The 15,830-nt window shown below is 67.8% G+C and carries 9 protein-coding genes; 6 read left to right on the top strand and 3 right to left on the bottom strand.

Translation table 11 applies throughout. From position 1 onward, the window contains the following. The first annotated feature begins 129 nt into the window (after positions 1–129). The 6 genes from ACR652_RS08935 (at position 130) to ACR652_RS08910 (ending at position 8,172) form a co-directional block, all read left to right on the top strand. Entirely contained in the window at positions 130–3,645 is a 3,516-nt protein-coding gene (locus ACR652_RS08935; RefSeq protein ID WP_434506161.1) for an indolepyruvate ferredoxin oxidoreductase family protein, read from the top strand. 145 nt (positions 3,646–3,790) lie between these two features. Next, on the top strand, positions 3,791–4,549 hold the full coding sequence (locus tag ACR652_RS08930; RefSeq protein ID WP_434506298.1) for a cobalt-precorrin-6A reductase: 759 nt from the start codon (positions 3,791–3,793) through the stop codon (positions 4,547–4,549). Beyond that, on the top strand, positions 4,546–6,003 hold the full coding sequence (locus tag ACR652_RS08925) for a cobyric acid synthase (protein WP_434506160.1): 1,458 nt from the start codon (positions 4,546–4,548) through the stop codon (positions 6,001–6,003). The genes ACR652_RS08930 and ACR652_RS08925 overlap by 4 nt, the downstream gene beginning before the upstream one ends. After that, positions 6,000–7,010 carry a threonine-phosphate decarboxylase CobD gene (gene cobD, locus ACR652_RS08920; protein WP_434506159.1) on the top strand — a complete coding sequence of 337 codons (1,011 nt, stop codon included), beginning with the start codon at positions 6,000–6,002 and terminating at the stop codon, positions 7,008–7,010. The genes ACR652_RS08925 and cobD overlap by 4 nt, the downstream gene beginning before the upstream one ends. Further along, entirely contained in the window at positions 7,007–7,747 is a 741-nt protein-coding gene (gene bluB / locus ACR652_RS08915; RefSeq protein WP_434506158.1) for a 5,6-dimethylbenzimidazole synthase, read from the top strand. Before cobD ends, bluB begins: the two co-directional genes overlap by 4 nt. A 137-nt stretch (positions 7,748–7,884) precedes the next feature. Continuing rightward, on the top strand, positions 7,885–8,172 hold the full coding sequence (locus ACR652_RS08910; RefSeq protein WP_434506157.1) for a hypothetical protein: 288 nt from the start codon (positions 7,885–7,887) through the stop codon (positions 8,170–8,172). A 141-nt stretch (positions 8,173–8,313) separates the two neighbouring features. On the opposite strand, the gene ACR652_RS08905 is transcribed toward ACR652_RS08910, so the two are convergent. The 3 genes from ACR652_RS08905 to ACR652_RS08895 form a co-directional block, all read right to left on the bottom strand. Beyond that, on the bottom strand, positions 8,314–11,409 hold the full coding sequence (locus ACR652_RS08905; RefSeq protein ID WP_434506156.1) for an efflux RND transporter permease subunit: 3,096 nt from the start codon (positions 11,407–11,409) through the stop codon (positions 8,314–8,316). Next, positions 11,406–14,540, bottom strand: a complete 3,135-nt coding sequence (locus ACR652_RS08900) for an efflux RND transporter permease subunit (RefSeq protein WP_434506155.1) — start codon at positions 14,538–14,540, stop codon at positions 11,406–11,408. Before ACR652_RS08900 ends, ACR652_RS08905 begins: the two co-directional genes overlap by 4 nt. An 11-nt stretch (positions 14,541–14,551) precedes the next feature. Further along, on the bottom strand, positions 14,552–15,830 hold a 1,279-nt coding region (locus ACR652_RS08895), incomplete at its 5' end, for an efflux RND transporter periplasmic adaptor subunit (protein ID WP_434506154.1).

The raw sequence follows: 15,830 nt of genomic DNA, 5'->3' as shown, positions 1-15,830 counted from the left end.
GCGGGGCGGAGAGCGGTTTGGATGCGGTGGAGCCTCTGAAGAGGCTCATGAGTGCTCGTTCCTAGTCGTATTTGCGTTCAGGCGCACAACCTAAGCGCGCATCGCCGTTTCGCGCAGGAGAGTTGTTGAATGGCGGATCAAGTCGCCGGCGTTGTGACCCCCGGCTCCGCCTTCGGCGAGGCAAGCCTTTCGGATCGTTTCGACCTTGCCCGCGACCGCGTGCTGATCACCGGCACGCAGGCGATCGTGCGCCTGCTTCTCATGCAAAAGGAGAGGGACCGGCGCGCGGGGCTGAATACGGCGGGCTTCATCACCGGCTATCGCGGCTCGCCGCTGGGCGGCGTCGACGCGCAGATGCACAGGGCGGAATCGCTCTTCGCGGGTAATGACATCCTGTTCATGCCGGGCCTGAACGAGGATCTGGCGGCGACCGCCGTCTGGGGCGCGCAGCAGGCGGAGATGCGCGGCGAAGGCAAGTACGACGGCGTGTTTTCCATCTGGTACGGCAAGGGGCCGGGCGTCGACCGCAGCGGCGACGCCTTGCGCCATGTCAATCTCGCCGGGACGTCGCGCAACGGCGGCGTGCTCGCGTTGATGGGCGACGACCATACGGCCGAATCCTCGACAACCGCGCATCAGTCGGATTTCGCCTTCGTCGACGCGATGATGCCGATCCTCTCGCCCGCCGGCGTGCAGGAGATTCTCGATTACGGCCTCTACGGCTTCGCGATGTCGCGCTTCGCGGGCGTCTGGGTGGGCCTGAAGCTTCTCAAGGACACGGTCGAGTCCACCGCCTCGATCGACGGCGCGCTCGATCGCGTGCGGCCGGTCGTTCCGACCGACTTCGTCCTGCCGCCGGGCGGGCTGAACATCCGCCCAAGCGATCCCGTGCTGGCGCAGGAAGAGCGGCTGCAGGAGAGCAAGCGCGACGCCATGCTCGCCTTCATCCGCGCCAATCGGCTGAACCGGCTGATCACCTCCGGGGGCGCGCATCCGAAGATCGGCGTGATCACCGTCGGCAAGTCCTATCTCGACGTGCGTCAGGCGCTGGACGACCTCGGCGTCGACGAGGTGAAAGCCAATGATCTCGGCCTGCGCCTGTACAAGATCGCCGCCCCCTGGCCGCTGGAGCCGAGAGGGCTTCAGGAGTTCGCGCGCGGTCTCGATCTCATCATGGTGGTCGAGGAAAAGCGCTCGCTCATCGAAGTGCAGTTGCGCGAGGAGCTGTACGGCGCGCCGCATCAGCCGGTCTGCGTGGGCAAGAAGGATGAGCGCGGCGACTGGCTGTTCCCGGCCAAGGGCGCGCTCGACGCCAATGACGTCGCCATCGCCATCGGCCGGCGGCTGCTGAAATATCATGCGCTCGAAGATCTCGAGGCGCGCGTGCGGCGTCTGGAGCGGCTTCAGGAGCGGCGCAAGGCGATGACGGACGTCACCGTGCGCGTTCCGCATTTCTGCGCCGGCTGTCCGCATTCGACCTCGACTCACGTGCCGCAAGGCGCGGGCGCCTATACGGGCATCGGCTGCCATTACATGGCGCAATGGATGGGACGCTCCACCGAGGGCTACACCCATATGGGCGGCGAGGGCGCCAACTGGATCGGCGAAGCGCCGTTCTCGACGCGCGGCCACATGTTCCAGAATCTCGGCGACGGCACCTATAATCATTCGGGGTCGCTCGCCATCCGCTTCGCCGTCTCGGCGGGAACCAACATCACCTTCAAGATTCTCTACAATGGCGTGGTCGCCATGACCGGCGGCCAGAAGCATGAAGGCGAGTTGACGGTCGAGGCCATCGCGCGGCAAGTCGCGGCGGAGGGCGTGAAGAAAATCGCGCTCGTCACCGACGAGCCGGGGAAATATTCTCCGACGATCACCTGGCCGCCGGGCCTGACCATTCATCACCGCAACATCATCAACGAGGTGCAGCGCGAGCTATCGCAGACGCCGGGCGTGACCGTGCTGATCTACGACCAGACCTGCGCCACCGAGAAGCGCCGCCTGCGCAAGCGCGGCCTGATGCCCGATCCCGACGCGCGCGTCATCATCAACGAGCTGGTGTGCGAAGGCTGCGGCGATTGCGGAACGGCGTCGAATTGCGTCGCCGTGCAGCCGGTCGAGACGGAATTCGGCCGCAAGCGCCGCATCGATCAATCGGCGTGCAACAGGGATTTTTCCTGTCTCGAGGGCTTCTGCCCGAGCTTTGTGACCGTGCATGGCGCCCGCATGAAAAAGGCGCCGCTGCCGACGAAGGAAGATACAAGCGGCCAGCCCGCGCTTCCCGAGCCGAGGATCGCCGAGATCGGCGCGACCCCTTACGGCGTGCTGATCGCGGGACTGGGCGGCACGGGCGTCGTCACCGTGTCGGCGATACTGGGCATGGCCGCGCATCTCGAGGGCAAGGGCGTCGGCGTCATCGACATGGCCGGCCTCGCGCAAAAGGGCGGCGCGGTCTATTGTCATGTGAAGATCGGCCGCGCCCCGGCCGACGTGCACGCCATCCGCATCGCGGCGGGCGAGGCCAATCTGCTGCTCGGTTGCGATCTCGTGGTGGCCGGCGCCAAGCAGGTGCTCGCCGCCGTGGAGCAGGGCAGGACGGCGGTGCTCGTGAACAGCGCCGAAGTGTTTCCGGGCGACATCGAGCGCAATCCCGATTTCGTGCTGCCGTCGGAGGAGATCAAGCAGGCGATCCGCCGCGCCGGCGGGCCGGAGTCGATCTTTATCGACACGACGGCGCTGGCGCAGGCGCTGCTCGGCGACTCCATCGCCGCCAATATCTTCATTCTCGGCTACGCCTGGCAGAAGGGCTATCTGCCGCTCTCCGAGGCCGCGATCCTGCGCGCCATCGAGTTGAACGGCGAGTCGGTGCCGATGAATCACTCGGCCTTCCACTGGGGCCGCCGCGCCGCGCACGACCTGAAGAGCGTCGAGGCCGTCGTCGAGTCGCTGCGCCGCCCGACGGAGGCGAAGCAGCGCTCGAAGACGCTCGATGAAGTCATCGAGCGTCGCGCCGCCTATCTGGTCGACTATCAGAACGAGGCCTATAGCGCGCATTATCGCGCCCGCGTCGAGGCGATCGCGAAAGCCGAGGCCGCGCGCGTTCCGGGCTCGCGCGAGCTCACCGAGGCGGTGGCGCGCTATCTCTTCAAACTGATGGCCTTCAAGGATGAGTTCGAGGTCTCGCGGCTCTATGCGAGCGAGGCGTTTCGGCGCCAGCTCGCCGAGACCTTCGAGGGCGATCTGAAACTGGAGCTGCATCTGGCTCCGCCCATTCCCTTCCTTCAGCGCAAGACGGATTTCGGCGGCTCCCGCAAGATCACCTTCGGGCCGTGGATGTTCAGCGTGATGAAGGTGCTGGCGCGGCTCAAATGGCTGCGCGGCTCCTGGATCGACTTCACCCGCTTCAACAATGACCGCGTCGTCGAGCGCCGCCTGCTCGTCGAATATGAGGCGCTGATCGACGAGTTTCTGACCTCGCTGACGGCCGACAATCACGCGGCCGCCGTGGCGCTGGCGCGTCTGCCCGAACGGATTCGCGGCTTCGGCCATGTCAAGGCGCATCATATCGCGGCGGTGGAGCCCGAGCGCGAGCGTCTGCTGGCGGAGTTCCGAAGCCCGGCCGCCGTGAAGCTCGCCGCCGAGTGAGGCGACGATCTTGAGCGATGAAGCGGCGGGCGGGCGCGTGTCGGCAGCCGTCTCTCTGACCCGATCAGCGGCGGGGACCCCCTCCCTAACCCTCCCCCTTTCAGGGGGAGGGGATGGGGGTGGTTCGAGCGACGTCTCCCTCCCCGTGAAAGGGGGAGGGTCGGGGAGGGGGGCCCCCCGCGTCTTCCTGCTCGCCGGAACCAGCGAAGCCCGCGCCCTCGCGGCGCGTCTCGCGCAGGCGGGCGTCGACGCCACGGCCTCCCTCGCCGGCCGCACAAGCGCGCCCGCGCCGCTCGCCTTGCCGACACGCGTCGGCGGTTTCGGCGGCGTCGAGGGGCTGAAGCGTTACCTTGCGGACAACCGCGTCACGCACGTCGTCGACGCGACGCATCCCTTCGCCGCGCAAATGTCGGCCAATGCAAGCGCGGCCTGCGCGGCGCTTGGGCTGCCGCTGATCGCCTATGCGCGCGCCCCCTGGCGCCCGGAGCCGGAGGACCGCTGGATCGAGGTCGCGGACAACGCCGCCGCCGTCGCCGCGCTGGGCGCGGAGCCGCGCCGGGTTTTCCTCACCATCGGCCGTCAGGGGATCGCGGACTTTCGCGCCGCGCCACAGCATGATTATGTGCTGCGCGTGATCGAAGCTCCGGACCCGAACGACCTGCCGCCCAACTGCGCGCTGATTTTCGCGCGGGGTCCGTTCGCGCGCGCGGAGGAGACGGCGCTGATGCAGGAGCGGCGCGTCGAAGTCGTCGTCAGCAAGAATAGCGGCGGGGCGCTCACCTACGCCAAGATCGAGGCGGCTCGCGCGCTCGCCCTTCCGGTCGTCATGATCGCGCCGCCGGCGCGCGAAGGCGTCGCCCTTGCGCATGACGCGGAGGCCGTGATGGCCTTTCTGCGCGCATGAGCCGCAAGCTGATGATTCAGGGCACGGGGTCGGACGTCGGCAAGTCGCTGATCGTCGCGGGCCTCGCGCGCGCCTTCGCCAATCGCGGCCTGCGGGTCGCGCCCTTCAAGCCGCAGAACATGTCGAACAACGCCGCCGTCACCGCCGACGGCGGCGAGATTGGCCGCGCCCAGGCGCTTCAGGCGCGGGCCGCGCGGCTTGCGCCCAGCGTCGACATGAATCCCGTCCTGCTCAAGCCGCAGGGCGGCAATGGTTCGCAGGTGGTGGTGCGCGGCGTCGTCGCGGGGCAGGCGAAGGCGCGCGATTATCAGGACTGGAAGCCGCGTCTGAAGCCCGCCGTCATGGAGAGTTTCGCGCGCCTTGCCGCCGCGAGCGATCTCGTGATCGTCGAGGGCGCCGGCAGCGCGGCGGAGGTCAATCTGCGCGCCAATGACATCGCCAATATGGGATTCGCGCGAGAGGCCGACGCGCCCGTCGTGCTCGTCGGCGACATTGATCGCGGCGGCGTGATCGCGCAGCTCGTCGGCTGCAAGGTCGTGCTGGCGGAAGACGACGCGGCGATGATCGAAGGCTTCATCGTCAACAAGTTTCGCGGCGATCCCTCGCTCTTCGACGAGGGCATGCGCTTTGTGGCGGAGCGCACCGGCTGGCGCGCGCTGGGGCTCGTGCCCTTTTTCGACATGGCGGCGCGCCTGCCGGCGGAAGACGCGTTCAGCCTCCGCGGCGCGCGCGAGGCTGCGCGGGAGGGGGTGGTCATCGCCGCCCCGCTGCTGCCGCATATCGCCAATTTCGACGATCTCGATCCGCTGAAAGCCGAGCCCGGCGTCGACGTGCGGTTCATCCCGCCGGGCGAGCCGCTGCCGGCGGAGGCGGCGCTCGTCATTCTCCCCGGCTCGAAGGCGACGATCGCCGATGTGGCGGCCTTGCGCGAAAATGGCTGGGACATCGATCTTCTCGCGCATGTGCGGCGGGGCGGGCGCGTCTTTGGCGTTTGCGGCGGCTATCAGATGCTGGGCCGCCTCATCCGCGATCCGCATGGCATGGAAGGCGATGTCCCACAGGCCTTGGGTCTCGGCCTGCTCGACGTCGAGACGACGCTGACGGACACGAAGACGCTGGTCGCCGTCAGCGGCCGCGCCCTCGCTTTCGACGCGCCCTTTCACGGCTATGAAATGCATGTCGGCCAGACGGTCGGCCCCGATTGCGCGCGCCCGCTGCTGCGCTTCGAAGACGGCAGCACGGACGGCGCCCGCGCGCGGGACGATCGGGTCATGGGCGCCTATGTGCATGGCCTTTTCGCCGATGACAGGCTGCGCGCGGCCTTCCTGCGCGAGATCGCCGCCAGGGCCTCGCCGCTTCGCTACGAATACGCGATCGACGAAACGCTGGACGCGCTCGCCGCCCATTGCGAAAAGCACATCGACCTCGACGCGCTTTGGGAGATCGCAAGATGACCGCGCATCACGCCCGGCCCATCGCCCATGGCGGCCGGCTCGACGCCGCGCGGCGGCTCTATCCCGACGCGCCACGGCCATGGATCGACCTGTCGACGGGGATCAATCCGCGCCCCTATCCGCTGCCGCCCATCGCGCCGGAAGCCTGGGCGCGCCTGCCCGACGACGACGCCTTCGCCGCGCTGGAAGCGGCGGCGCGCGGCGCTTGGCGCCTGCCAGACGCGTCGGCCCTCGTCGCGGGCGCCGGCGGGCAGGCGTTCATCCAGCTTCTGCCGCGCGTCTTTCCGGCGCGCCGCGTCGGCGTGCTGGGGTTCACCTACGCCGAGCACGCGGCCTGCTGGGCCGCCGCCGGGGCGCGGACGGCAACAGCCGCCTCGCTTGATGAGCTGGCGGCTTTCGACGTGGCCGTGATCGTCAATCCCAACAATCCGGACGGCCGCCTGCTCACGCCCGCGCAGCTTGCGCGGCTGGCGCAGGCGATGACGCGCCGGGGCGGGCTGCTCGTGCTCGACGAATCCTTCATGGATTTCACGCCGCACGCCAGCGCGACAGCGCTGGCCGCGATGGAGGGCGTCGTTTTGCTGCGCTCCTTCGGCAAGGCCTATGGGCTCGCCGGCCTGCGGCTCGGCTTCGCGTTATGCGCGCCGGCGCGCGCGGCGGCGTTGCGCGCGGCGCTGGGTCCATGGGCGGTGTCGGGGCCGGCGCTCGCCATCGGCGCGCGGGCGCTCGCCGACGAGAGCTGGAGGCATGCCGCCGCCGCCGCCTGCGCCGTCGACGCCGCCCGCCTCGACGCGCTGCTCACGCGCGCCGGTTTCACGGTGGTCGGCGGAACGCCGCTGTTTCGGCTCGCGGCCCAACCGGACGCCGCCCGGCGGTTCGTCAGCCTTTGCGAACGGGGCGTTCTGGCGCGCGCCTTTCCGGAGCGGCCGGACTGGCTGCGATTCGGTCTGCCGGCGGATGAAGCCGCCTGGGGGCGGCTGGCGGCCGCGCTGGAGGCCGGCGCGTGAGCGACGAAACGAGGGTCATCCCGCGGCCATATGCCGCAGGCGCGAGCGAGGGCGAGCTGGGGCCGGCGGCGCCTTTCGACGCCGCCGAGCGGGCGGCGGTCTATCGCGCCATCTATACGCGCCGGGACGTGCGCAATGAATTCCTGCCGGAGGACGTGCCGCAGGACTTGCTGATGCGCATTCTCGACGCCGCCCATCACGCGCCGTCGGTCGGCTTCATGCAGCCGTGGAATTTCATCGTGATCCGCGACGCCGCCGTGCGCCGGGCGGTGCACGAGGCGTTCTTGCGCGGGGCGGCGGCCGAGGAGCAGATGCTGGACGCCTCACGGCGCGCTCACTACCGCAATCTGAAACTCCAAGGGATTCTCAAGGCCCCGATCAACATCTGCGTCACCTGCGACCGCCGCCGTCACGGCGAGACCGGACTGGGGCGCACGCAGCAGCCCAATACGGATTTGCTCAGCACCGCCTGCGCGGTGCAGAATCTCTGGCTCGCGGCGCGGGTCGAGGGCGTCGGCGTCGGCTGGGTGAGCATCATGCAGGAGAGCGATCTGCGCGCCATTCTCGGCGTTCCCGAGGACATCGCCGTGGTCGCCTATCTCTGCGTCGGCTTCGTCGAGCGCGCTTACGGGAAACCTGAACTGGAGGTGAAGCGCTGGGCGTCGCGCCTGCCGCTGGAGACGCTGGTCTTTGCGGACCAGTGGGGCCGCGCTTGCTCCTCCACAAAGCCGCCTTAATTGCTTCACCAAATGTTACAGGCGATTAATCGTCTGGCAACGGCGTCTTAAGCCTTACAGCGGAAGCTGTTTGCATTAAGGAACCAGCCCTACGACCATCGCGACGCTCCGAACGGGAGCAGCGGAGACGCAACACCATGGCGCCGGCGAATATCGAACATTATTTCGACAGGTCTTTCCCGCTCGCCAACAACACGGTGCTGACCGTGACGGAAGTGCCCGATTGCGAAGAGGAGCTGTTGAAGCTTCTCGAACGGGCCATGCTGCGGGGTTTCGACAATCACGCCAGACTGACGGAAATCCATCTGCCGATGGAGCGCTTCCCCTTCATGGACTCCAAGTTCTGGCACGTGCCGATCGAGGATTGCGGCGCGGCGCAGGTGCTGCGCTTCTTCTTCGAACATCCGGATACGGAAGCGCAGTAGCCGCAGATCCACAGTGAGTATCCTGCGGCGTACCCCCACCCTGACCCTCCCCCTTCCAGGGGGAGGGAATAATGAGCCGCCACGCTTCTCCTTCCCCCTGAAAGAAAGAGGGCCGGGGTGGGGGTGCTCCCCCGCGCCCGCTCACGCGGTCGCAGCCTTCCCCCGCGCCGCCGATTCCTTCGGCTGGCGGCCCAGTTTGCTCATCAGCAGATAGATCACCGGCGTCGTGTAGAGCGTCAGCACTTGTGAGAGCAGCAGGCCGCCGATGATGGTGATGCCGAGCGGCCGGCGCAGCTCGGCGCCGATGCCCGTCGCGAAAGCGAGCGGCAGCGCGCCGAACATCGCCGCCAGCGTCGTCATCAGGATCGGGCGAAAGCGCTCCCGCGCCGCCTCCAGCGCCGCGTCATGCGTGGAAAGGCCGCGCTCGCGCTCTGCGGCCAGCGCGAAATCCACGAGCATGATGCCGTTCTTTTTCACAATGCCGATCAGAAGCAGAATGCCGATGAAGGCGATCACGGTGAATTCGACGCCGAACAATTCCAGCGACAGCAGCGCGCCGAGCCCCGCCGAGGGCAGCGTCGAGATGATCGTGATCGGATGCACGAGACTTTCGTAGAGAATGCCGAGAATGATGTAGACGGCGAGCAGGGCCGCGACGATCAGCGTCGCCATGCCGCGCGCCACCTTGCGGAAGTCCGCCGCGTCACCCGCGAAGCCCGTATGCAGGCTGCTTGGCGGATTGAGCTCCCCGATGAGCGCCTCGATGGCGGTGGTCGCGGCGTCGAGCGACGAGCCCGGCGCGATATTGTAGGAAATCGTCACCGCCGGCAGCACGCCCTGATGATTGACGACGAGCGGCATGGCGCTGCGCTCGATGCGCGCCAGCGAGGTCAGCGGGATCTGCATGCCCGTCGAGGCGGAGACGTAAACGCCGGCGAGATCGCGAACGTCCCGCTGACGCGAGGGCGGGGTCTCGAAGACGACGCGATACTGGTTGCGCTGCGTGTAGATGATCGTGTCCTGCCGCTGGCCGAAGGCGCTGTTGAGCGCGGCGTTGATGGCGGCGATCGGCACATTCATGCGTGAGGCGGCGTTGCGGTCGATGATGACCGAGGCGCGCAGGCCGCCGGCCTCCTTGTCCGAGGTCACGTCGACGAGTTCAGGGAGCTTCTTCATCCCCGCGAGCACCTTCTCGCGCCAGTCCTCGAGTTCCTCCAGCGACGCGTCGGAGAGGGAGAACTGATATTGCGACTTGCTGCCGCGACCGCCGCTGCGCAGATCCTGCGACGGCACCATGAAGACGCTGACGCCTGCGATCTTGGCGAATTCCTTGCGCAGCCGGTTGATGACCTCCTTGCTCGACGCCTTGCGCTCGGTGATCGGCTTCAGCATGACGAACAGCCGGCCCTGATTGCCCGAGGCGGTGAGCGAGCCGGCGCCGATGAAGGAGCCGACGTTGAGAACGTCCGGGTCCGCGAGCAGCGTGTCGCTCACCTGCCGTTGCAGACGCACCATTTCCGCGAAGGACACGTCCGGCGAGGCTTCCGTCGTGCCGTTGATCAGACCGATGTCGTCCTGCGGCAGATTGCCCTTGGGGATGGTGCGATAGAGCTGCACGGTCCAGAGCACCGTGCCGAGGATGACGACGAGCGTGATCCAGGGATGGTCGACCACGGGCCGCAGCGTGCGCCCGTAGAAGTCGACGACCCGGTCCAGCCCGCCTTCGATCCAGCGGTCCAGCCGCGTCGTCGCCTGGTCCTTGCGCGACGGCAGCCAGGCGCAGACCATCGGCGTGACGGTGAGGGACACGATTGTCGAAATCACGATGGTGAACACCAGCGTCATCGAAAATTCGCGCAACAGCCGCCCCATCACGCCTTCCATGAAGAGCAGCGGAATGAAGACGGCGATGAGCGACAGGCTGATCGAGAAGACAGTGAAGCCGATCTCCCTGGCGCCGGCGAGCGCCGCCGCGAGCCGGCTCATGCCCCGCTCGCGATTGCTCTCGATGTTCTCGATCATGACGATGGCGTCGTCGACGACGAAGCCGACGGCGATGGTCAGCGCCATCAGCGAGAGATTGTCGATCGAGAAGCCCGCGACCCACATCGCCGCGCAGGCGCCCACGAGCGAGAGCGGCACCGATACGCCCGCGGCAATGACCGGCGTGGCGCGGCGCAGAAAGACGAAGACCACCATCATCACCAGCGCGATGGAGATCGCCAGCGTGAACTGGATGTCGTGAATGCTGGCGCGGATCGTCTGGGTGCGGTCGGAAAGAACGCTGATCTTGATGCCCGAGGGAATCCATTCCTGAAGCTGCGGCAGCATCGCCTTGATGTGATCGACGGTCTCGATCACATTGGCGTTGGGTTGCTTGGTGACGATCACGAGCACGGCCGGCTTGCCGTTGAACCAGCCCGCCGACATGCGGTTGCGCACGCCGCGCTCGACCGTCGCGACGTCGCCGAGCTTGACGATGGCGCCGCCCCGCGATGCGATGACGATGTTGCGATAATCTTCGGGCGTCGCGAGCTGATCCGTCGTGCCGAGGGTGATTTCCTGCGTCGTTCCGGCGAGCGCGCCGACAGCGGAATGCGCATTGGCCGAAAAGAGCGCCCGACCGACTTCGCTGACGCCCAGATTCATCGCCGCGAGCCGCGCCGAATCCACCTGCACGCGGATCGCCGGCTGTTCGGCGCCGGCGATGCGCGCTTCGGCGACGCCCGGAACCTGCGAGATGCGCTGGGCGATGACGGAGTCGGTCGCGTCGAAGATCGCGCTGGTCGGCAGCGTCTCGGAAGTCATGGCCAGCACCAGCACCGGCATGGTCGACTGGCTCGCCTTGCGGAAGGTCGGCGCGACGGGAAGATCGGTCGGCAGATCCACGAGAGACGCGTTGATCGCCGCCTGCACGTCGCGCGCGGCGGCGTCGATGTTCTTGTCGATGTCGAATTGCGTGATGATCTGCGTCGAGCCGAGCGAATTGGACGAGGTCAGCTCGTTCAGGCCGGCGATGCTGGAGAGGCGGCGCTCCAACGGGGCCGCGACGGAGGCCGCCATCGTTTCCGGATCGGCCCCGGGCCGCGAGGCGCTGATGCCGATCGCCGGAAAATCGACCGCCGGCAGGCTCGCCACGGGGAGAAAGAAATAGGCGACGGCTCCAAGCAGAAACAGCGCGGCGGCGAGAAGCGTCGTGCCGACAGGCCGGCGGATGAATGGTTCGGAGATGTTCATTCCGCCGCCTCGCGGCGCTGCGGCGGCTCCTCTGCGGGCGCCGGCGTCTCGTCGACGGCCTCCTCCGCCGGGCGCGAGAGGAAGCGGCGCCGCAGCCGCTCGACCTGGAGATAGATCACGGGCGTCGTGTAGAGCGTCAGCGCCTGGCTCACGAGCAGGCCGCCGATGATCGAAATGCCGAGCGGGATGCGCAATTCGCTGCCCGGCCCATGCGCCAGGGCCAGCGGCAGCGCGCCGAACAACGCGGCGAGCGTCGTCATCATGATCGGCCGGAAACGAAGCTGCGCGGCGCGCACGATCGACTCCTCCGGCGACAGCCCCTCGTCGCGCTCCGCGTCCAGCGCGAAGTCGATCATCATGATGGCGTTCTTCTTCACGATGCCCATGAGCAGCACGACGCCGATCAGCGCCACGATCGAGAGATCGACGCGAAAGAGAAGCAGCGCCAGCAGCGCGCCGACGCCGGCCGAGGGCAGGGTGGTGAGCACGGTGAAGGGATGGGCGAAGCTCTCGTAGAGCACGCCGAGCACGACATAGATCGCGATGATGGCCGCCACAATGAGCCAGGGCTCACTCGCCAGCGACTTGTTGAATTCGGCGGCGTCGGCGGTGAAGACGCCGGTGATCGTCGCGGGCATGCCGATCGCCTTCTCGGCCTGAGCGATCAGCGTCACGGCGTCGCCCAGCGCGACGCCCTTCGACAGATCGAAGCTGATGGTCGACGCGGGGAACTGGTCCTGATGCGCGACGGAGAGTGGCGCGGCGACATTCTCGATGCGCACGAAGGTGGCGAGTGGCGTCTGCGGCCCGCCGCCGACCGGCGCCACATATAGCTTTTCGAGCGCGGACATGTCGCGCAAATATTGCGGCGCGGCTTCGAGGATCACGCGATACTGGTTCGACTGCGTATAGATCGTCGAGATCTGCCGCTGGCCGAAGGCGTCGTTGAGGACATTGTCCACGTCCTGCGCCGAGATGCCCAGCCGTCCCATCTTGTCGCGGTCGATGCGCATGAGCCCGCGCAGGCCGCCGTTCTGTGTCTCGGCGGCGACGTTCCTGAGGCCCGGCGTCGCGCGCAACTGGTCGAGCAGACGGTTCGACCAGCGCAAGAGCTCATCCGCGTCGGCGGCGGTGAGGGTGTATTGATATTGCGAGCGGCTCGGCCGCGTCGTGATCTGAATGTCCTGCACCGGCTCGATGAAGAGCGTGGCGCCGGCCACCTTCTCGCCCGCCGCCTTCAGCCGGTCGGCGACGTCGTCGGCGCCCACCTCGCGCACATCGCGGCTGCGCAGCGTCACGGTGAGGCGGCCAACATTGGTCGTGGCGTTGAGCGGCCCGACGCCGAGCACCGAGGTCACGCCGGTGACTTCGGGGTCCTTGCGGAAGACCTCCGACACTTTCGCCTGAAGCGCCTGCATGCGCGCGAAGGAGGCGTCCGGCGACGCCTCGAGAACCACGCTGAGCACGCTCGTGTCCTGGCGTGGCAGGAAGCCTTTCGGAATATAGGCCCAGAGCGCCAGCGTCAGCGCCAGCGTGCCGCCGGTCAGAAGGAGCATGAAGCGCTGATGCGCGAGCGCCCAGTCGAGCGAGCGGTAATATTTCCGGTCGAGCCACAGCGACATGATTTCCCATGTCGAATGGGTGCGCTCGGGCGCCGCGCGCAACAGCACGGCGCAGAGCATGGGCGTGAGCGTCAGCGAGATGACCGCCGAGATGACGACCGCGATGGAGAGCGTCAGCGCGAATTCGCGGAACATGCGCCCGACGATGCCGGTCATGAACAGCAGCGGAATGAACACCGCGATCAGCGAGACCGTCAGCGACACGACCGTGAAGCCGATCTCCTTCGCGCCGTCGAGCGCCGCCTGCCTCGGGCTGCGGCCATTCTCGATGTTGCGGAAGACGTTCTCGATCATCACGATGGCGTCGTCGACGATGAAGCCCGTGCCGATGGTCAGCGCCATCAGCGAGAGATTGTCGAGCGAGAAGCCCGCCGCCCACATCACGAAGAAGGTGGCGATGATCGACAGCGGCAGGCTGACGCCGGCGATCAGGGTCGCGCGCCAGCTTCTCAGGAACATCAGCACCACCGCGACGACGAGGCCCGCCGCGATCACGAGGGTGAGCTGCACCTCCTGGATGGAGGCGCGAATGGTCTCGGTGCGGTCGTGGACGACGTCGAGGCTCATGCCGGCCGGCAGTTCGCCCCGCAGCCTGGGGAGGGCCAGCTTCACCAGTTCGACGGTGGCGATGATGTTGGCGCCGGGCTGGCGCATCACGTCGAGGACGATGGACTGCTCGCCATCGTGCCAGCCGCCGACGCGGGCGTTTTCGAGACCGTCGGAGACCTTCGCGACGTCGCGCAGCATCACCGGCGCCTTGTTGCGCCAGGCGACGATGATGGTCTCGTATTGCTTGGCCTGCAAAATCTGGTCGTTGGCCTCGAGCGTGTAGGACTGGCGCTGGCCTTCGAGCGAGCCCTTGGCGCCGGCGTTGTTGGCGGCGGCCACCGCCTGCCGCAGATCTTCGAGGCCGATGCGGTTCGCCGCCAGCCGCGCCAGATCGGCTTCGATGCGGATCGCGGGCCGCACGCCGCCCTGCACCGACACGCGCCCGACGCCGGAAACCTGCGCGAGCTGCGGCGCGATCAGCGTGTCGGCGATGTCGCTGAGATCGCGCATCGTCGCGGTTTTCGAGCGCAGGGTGAGGGTCATCACCGGCGTGTCGGCCGGGTTCACCTTGGCGTAGACGGGCGGATAGGGCAGGTCGCGCGGCAGCGTCGAGGCGGCGGCGTTGATCGCCGCCTGCACATCCTGGGCGGCGGCGTCGATGTCGCGGCCGAGGTCGAATTGCAGCGTGATCTGGGAGAGGCCGAAGCTGCTTTGCGACGACATGCCCGTGAGCGAGGGAATCTGCCCGAACTGCCGCTCGAGCGAGGCCGTCACCAGCGAGGCGATGGTGTCGGGGTTGGCGCCGGGAAGCTGCGTCGTGACCTGGATGGTCGGGAAGTCGACCTGCGGCAGCGGCGAGATCGAGAGGCGCATATAGCCCAGGAGGCCGAACAGCAGCACGGCGAAGGCCATGAGCGAGGTCGCCACCGGCCTTTTGATGAAGGGCGCCGATACATTCATCTCTCGTCAGGTCACCTTCCGGGAGAGCCCTCTCCCTTTGCGTCATGTTCCCGACGGCCGGCGCGGCCCTTTGCGCGCTCGCCGGGCGCCGCGGCCTCGGCGGGCGCCGGCGCGGAGGCCGCCGCGCCGACAGGGGCGGGCGGCTCGTCGGTGTGGGACACATGCACTTTCGCGCCGTCGAAGAGCCGCGCGAAGCCGCTCGTCACGACCGTCGTTCCCGGATCGAGCCCGGAGGCGATCACCGCCGTGTGCTCATCCTGCCGCCCGGTCGTGACGTTTCTCATATGGGCGCGGCCGTCGCCATCCAGAACATAGACGAAGGCCCCGTTGGGTCCGCGCTGCACCGCCGGGCTCGGCACGACCGTCGCATTGCGGATGGTGTCGAGCATCAGGCGCACATTGACGAACTGGCCCGGCCACAGGCCGAGATCCCTGTTGGCGAAGGTCGCCTTGAGTTTGACGGTGCCGGTGAGCTGGTCAATCTGGTTGTCGACAACGCTGAGGTCGCCGATTTCCAGCACGCTCGCATTGTCGGGGCCGAGGGCGCGCACTTTGGCGACGCCGGCAGCCTGCGCCTTCTGGACGGCCGGCAGCGCCTGCTGCGGCAGGGTGAAGACCACATAGATCGGGCGGAGCTGCGTGACGACGACGATCCCGCTCTGGTCGGAGGGATGCAGGATGTTTCCCACGTCCACGAGCCTGATGCCGACGCGCCCGTCGATCGGCGAGCGGATCGTCGTGTATTCGAGCTCGAGCGCGGCCGAGCTCACGGCGGCGCTCGCGACGTCTTCCTTGGCGGCGAGGAGCTCGACGTTCGAGCTCTGGCCGTCCCACTCCTGCTCGCTGATCACGCTGGATTTGAACAGCGCCTCGCTGCGCGCGGCGTTCTTGGCGGCGAGCCGCCGATCGACACGCACGCTCGCGAGCTCGGCGCGCGCCCGCGTCAACTCCACTTGGTAAGGCTTCTGATCGACGACGAAGAGGGGCTGCCCCTTCTTGACGAGCTCGCCTTCGCGAAACGCGGCGCGCACGAGGTAACCGCTCGTGCGCGCACGAATTTCCACGGTGCTCGGCGACTCGGTGTGGCCCGTGTGCTCGGTGACCTCGACGATGGGCATGGCCGTCGCCTCAGCCACGGTGACGGCGACCTTGGGGCTCGGCGCCGCTGGACCGGCGTGGGCCTCCTTTTCCACCTGCTTCGAGCAAGCCGAAGCCGAAACGGCGGCCGCGAGCAGCGCACCCGAAAGGACGAAGCCACGCAGGCCGCGCGCGCGTCCGGTGAGAGTGGAC

Origin of the sequence: Methylocystis sp. (assembly GCF_051061225.1) — a bacterium.
Taxonomy (GTDB): domain Bacteria; phylum Pseudomonadota; class Alphaproteobacteria; order Rhizobiales; family Beijerinckiaceae; genus Methylocystis.
The sequence above is the reverse complement of the archived record's forward strand: the minus strand, read 5'-3'. Positions and strand labels throughout refer to the sequence as shown.

What these genes read in the sequence shown, in the direction of transcription:
- ACR652_RS08935 (WP_434506161.1), top strand. Translation starts at nt 130, where the DNA reads ATGGCGGATCAAGTCGCCGGCGTTGTGACCCCCGGCTCCGCCTTCGGC.
- ACR652_RS08925 (WP_434506160.1), top strand. Translation starts at nt 4,546, where the DNA reads ATGAGCCGCAAGCTGATGATTCAGGGCACGGGGTCGGACGTCGGCAAG.
- cobD (WP_434506159.1), top strand. Translation starts at nt 6,000, where the DNA reads ATGACCGCGCATCACGCCCGGCCCATCGCCCATGGCGGCCGGCTCGAC.
- ACR652_RS08910 (WP_434506157.1), top strand. Translation starts at nt 7,885, where the DNA reads ATGGCGCCGGCGAATATCGAACATTATTTCGACAGGTCTTTCCCGCTC.
- ACR652_RS08905 (WP_434506156.1), bottom strand. Translation starts at nt 11,409, where the DNA reads ATGAACATCTCCGAACCATTCATCCGCCGGCCTGTCGGCACGACGCTT.
- ACR652_RS08900 (WP_434506155.1), bottom strand. Translation starts at nt 14,540, where the DNA reads ATGAATGTATCGGCGCCCTTCATCAAAAGGCCGGTGGCGACCTCGCTC.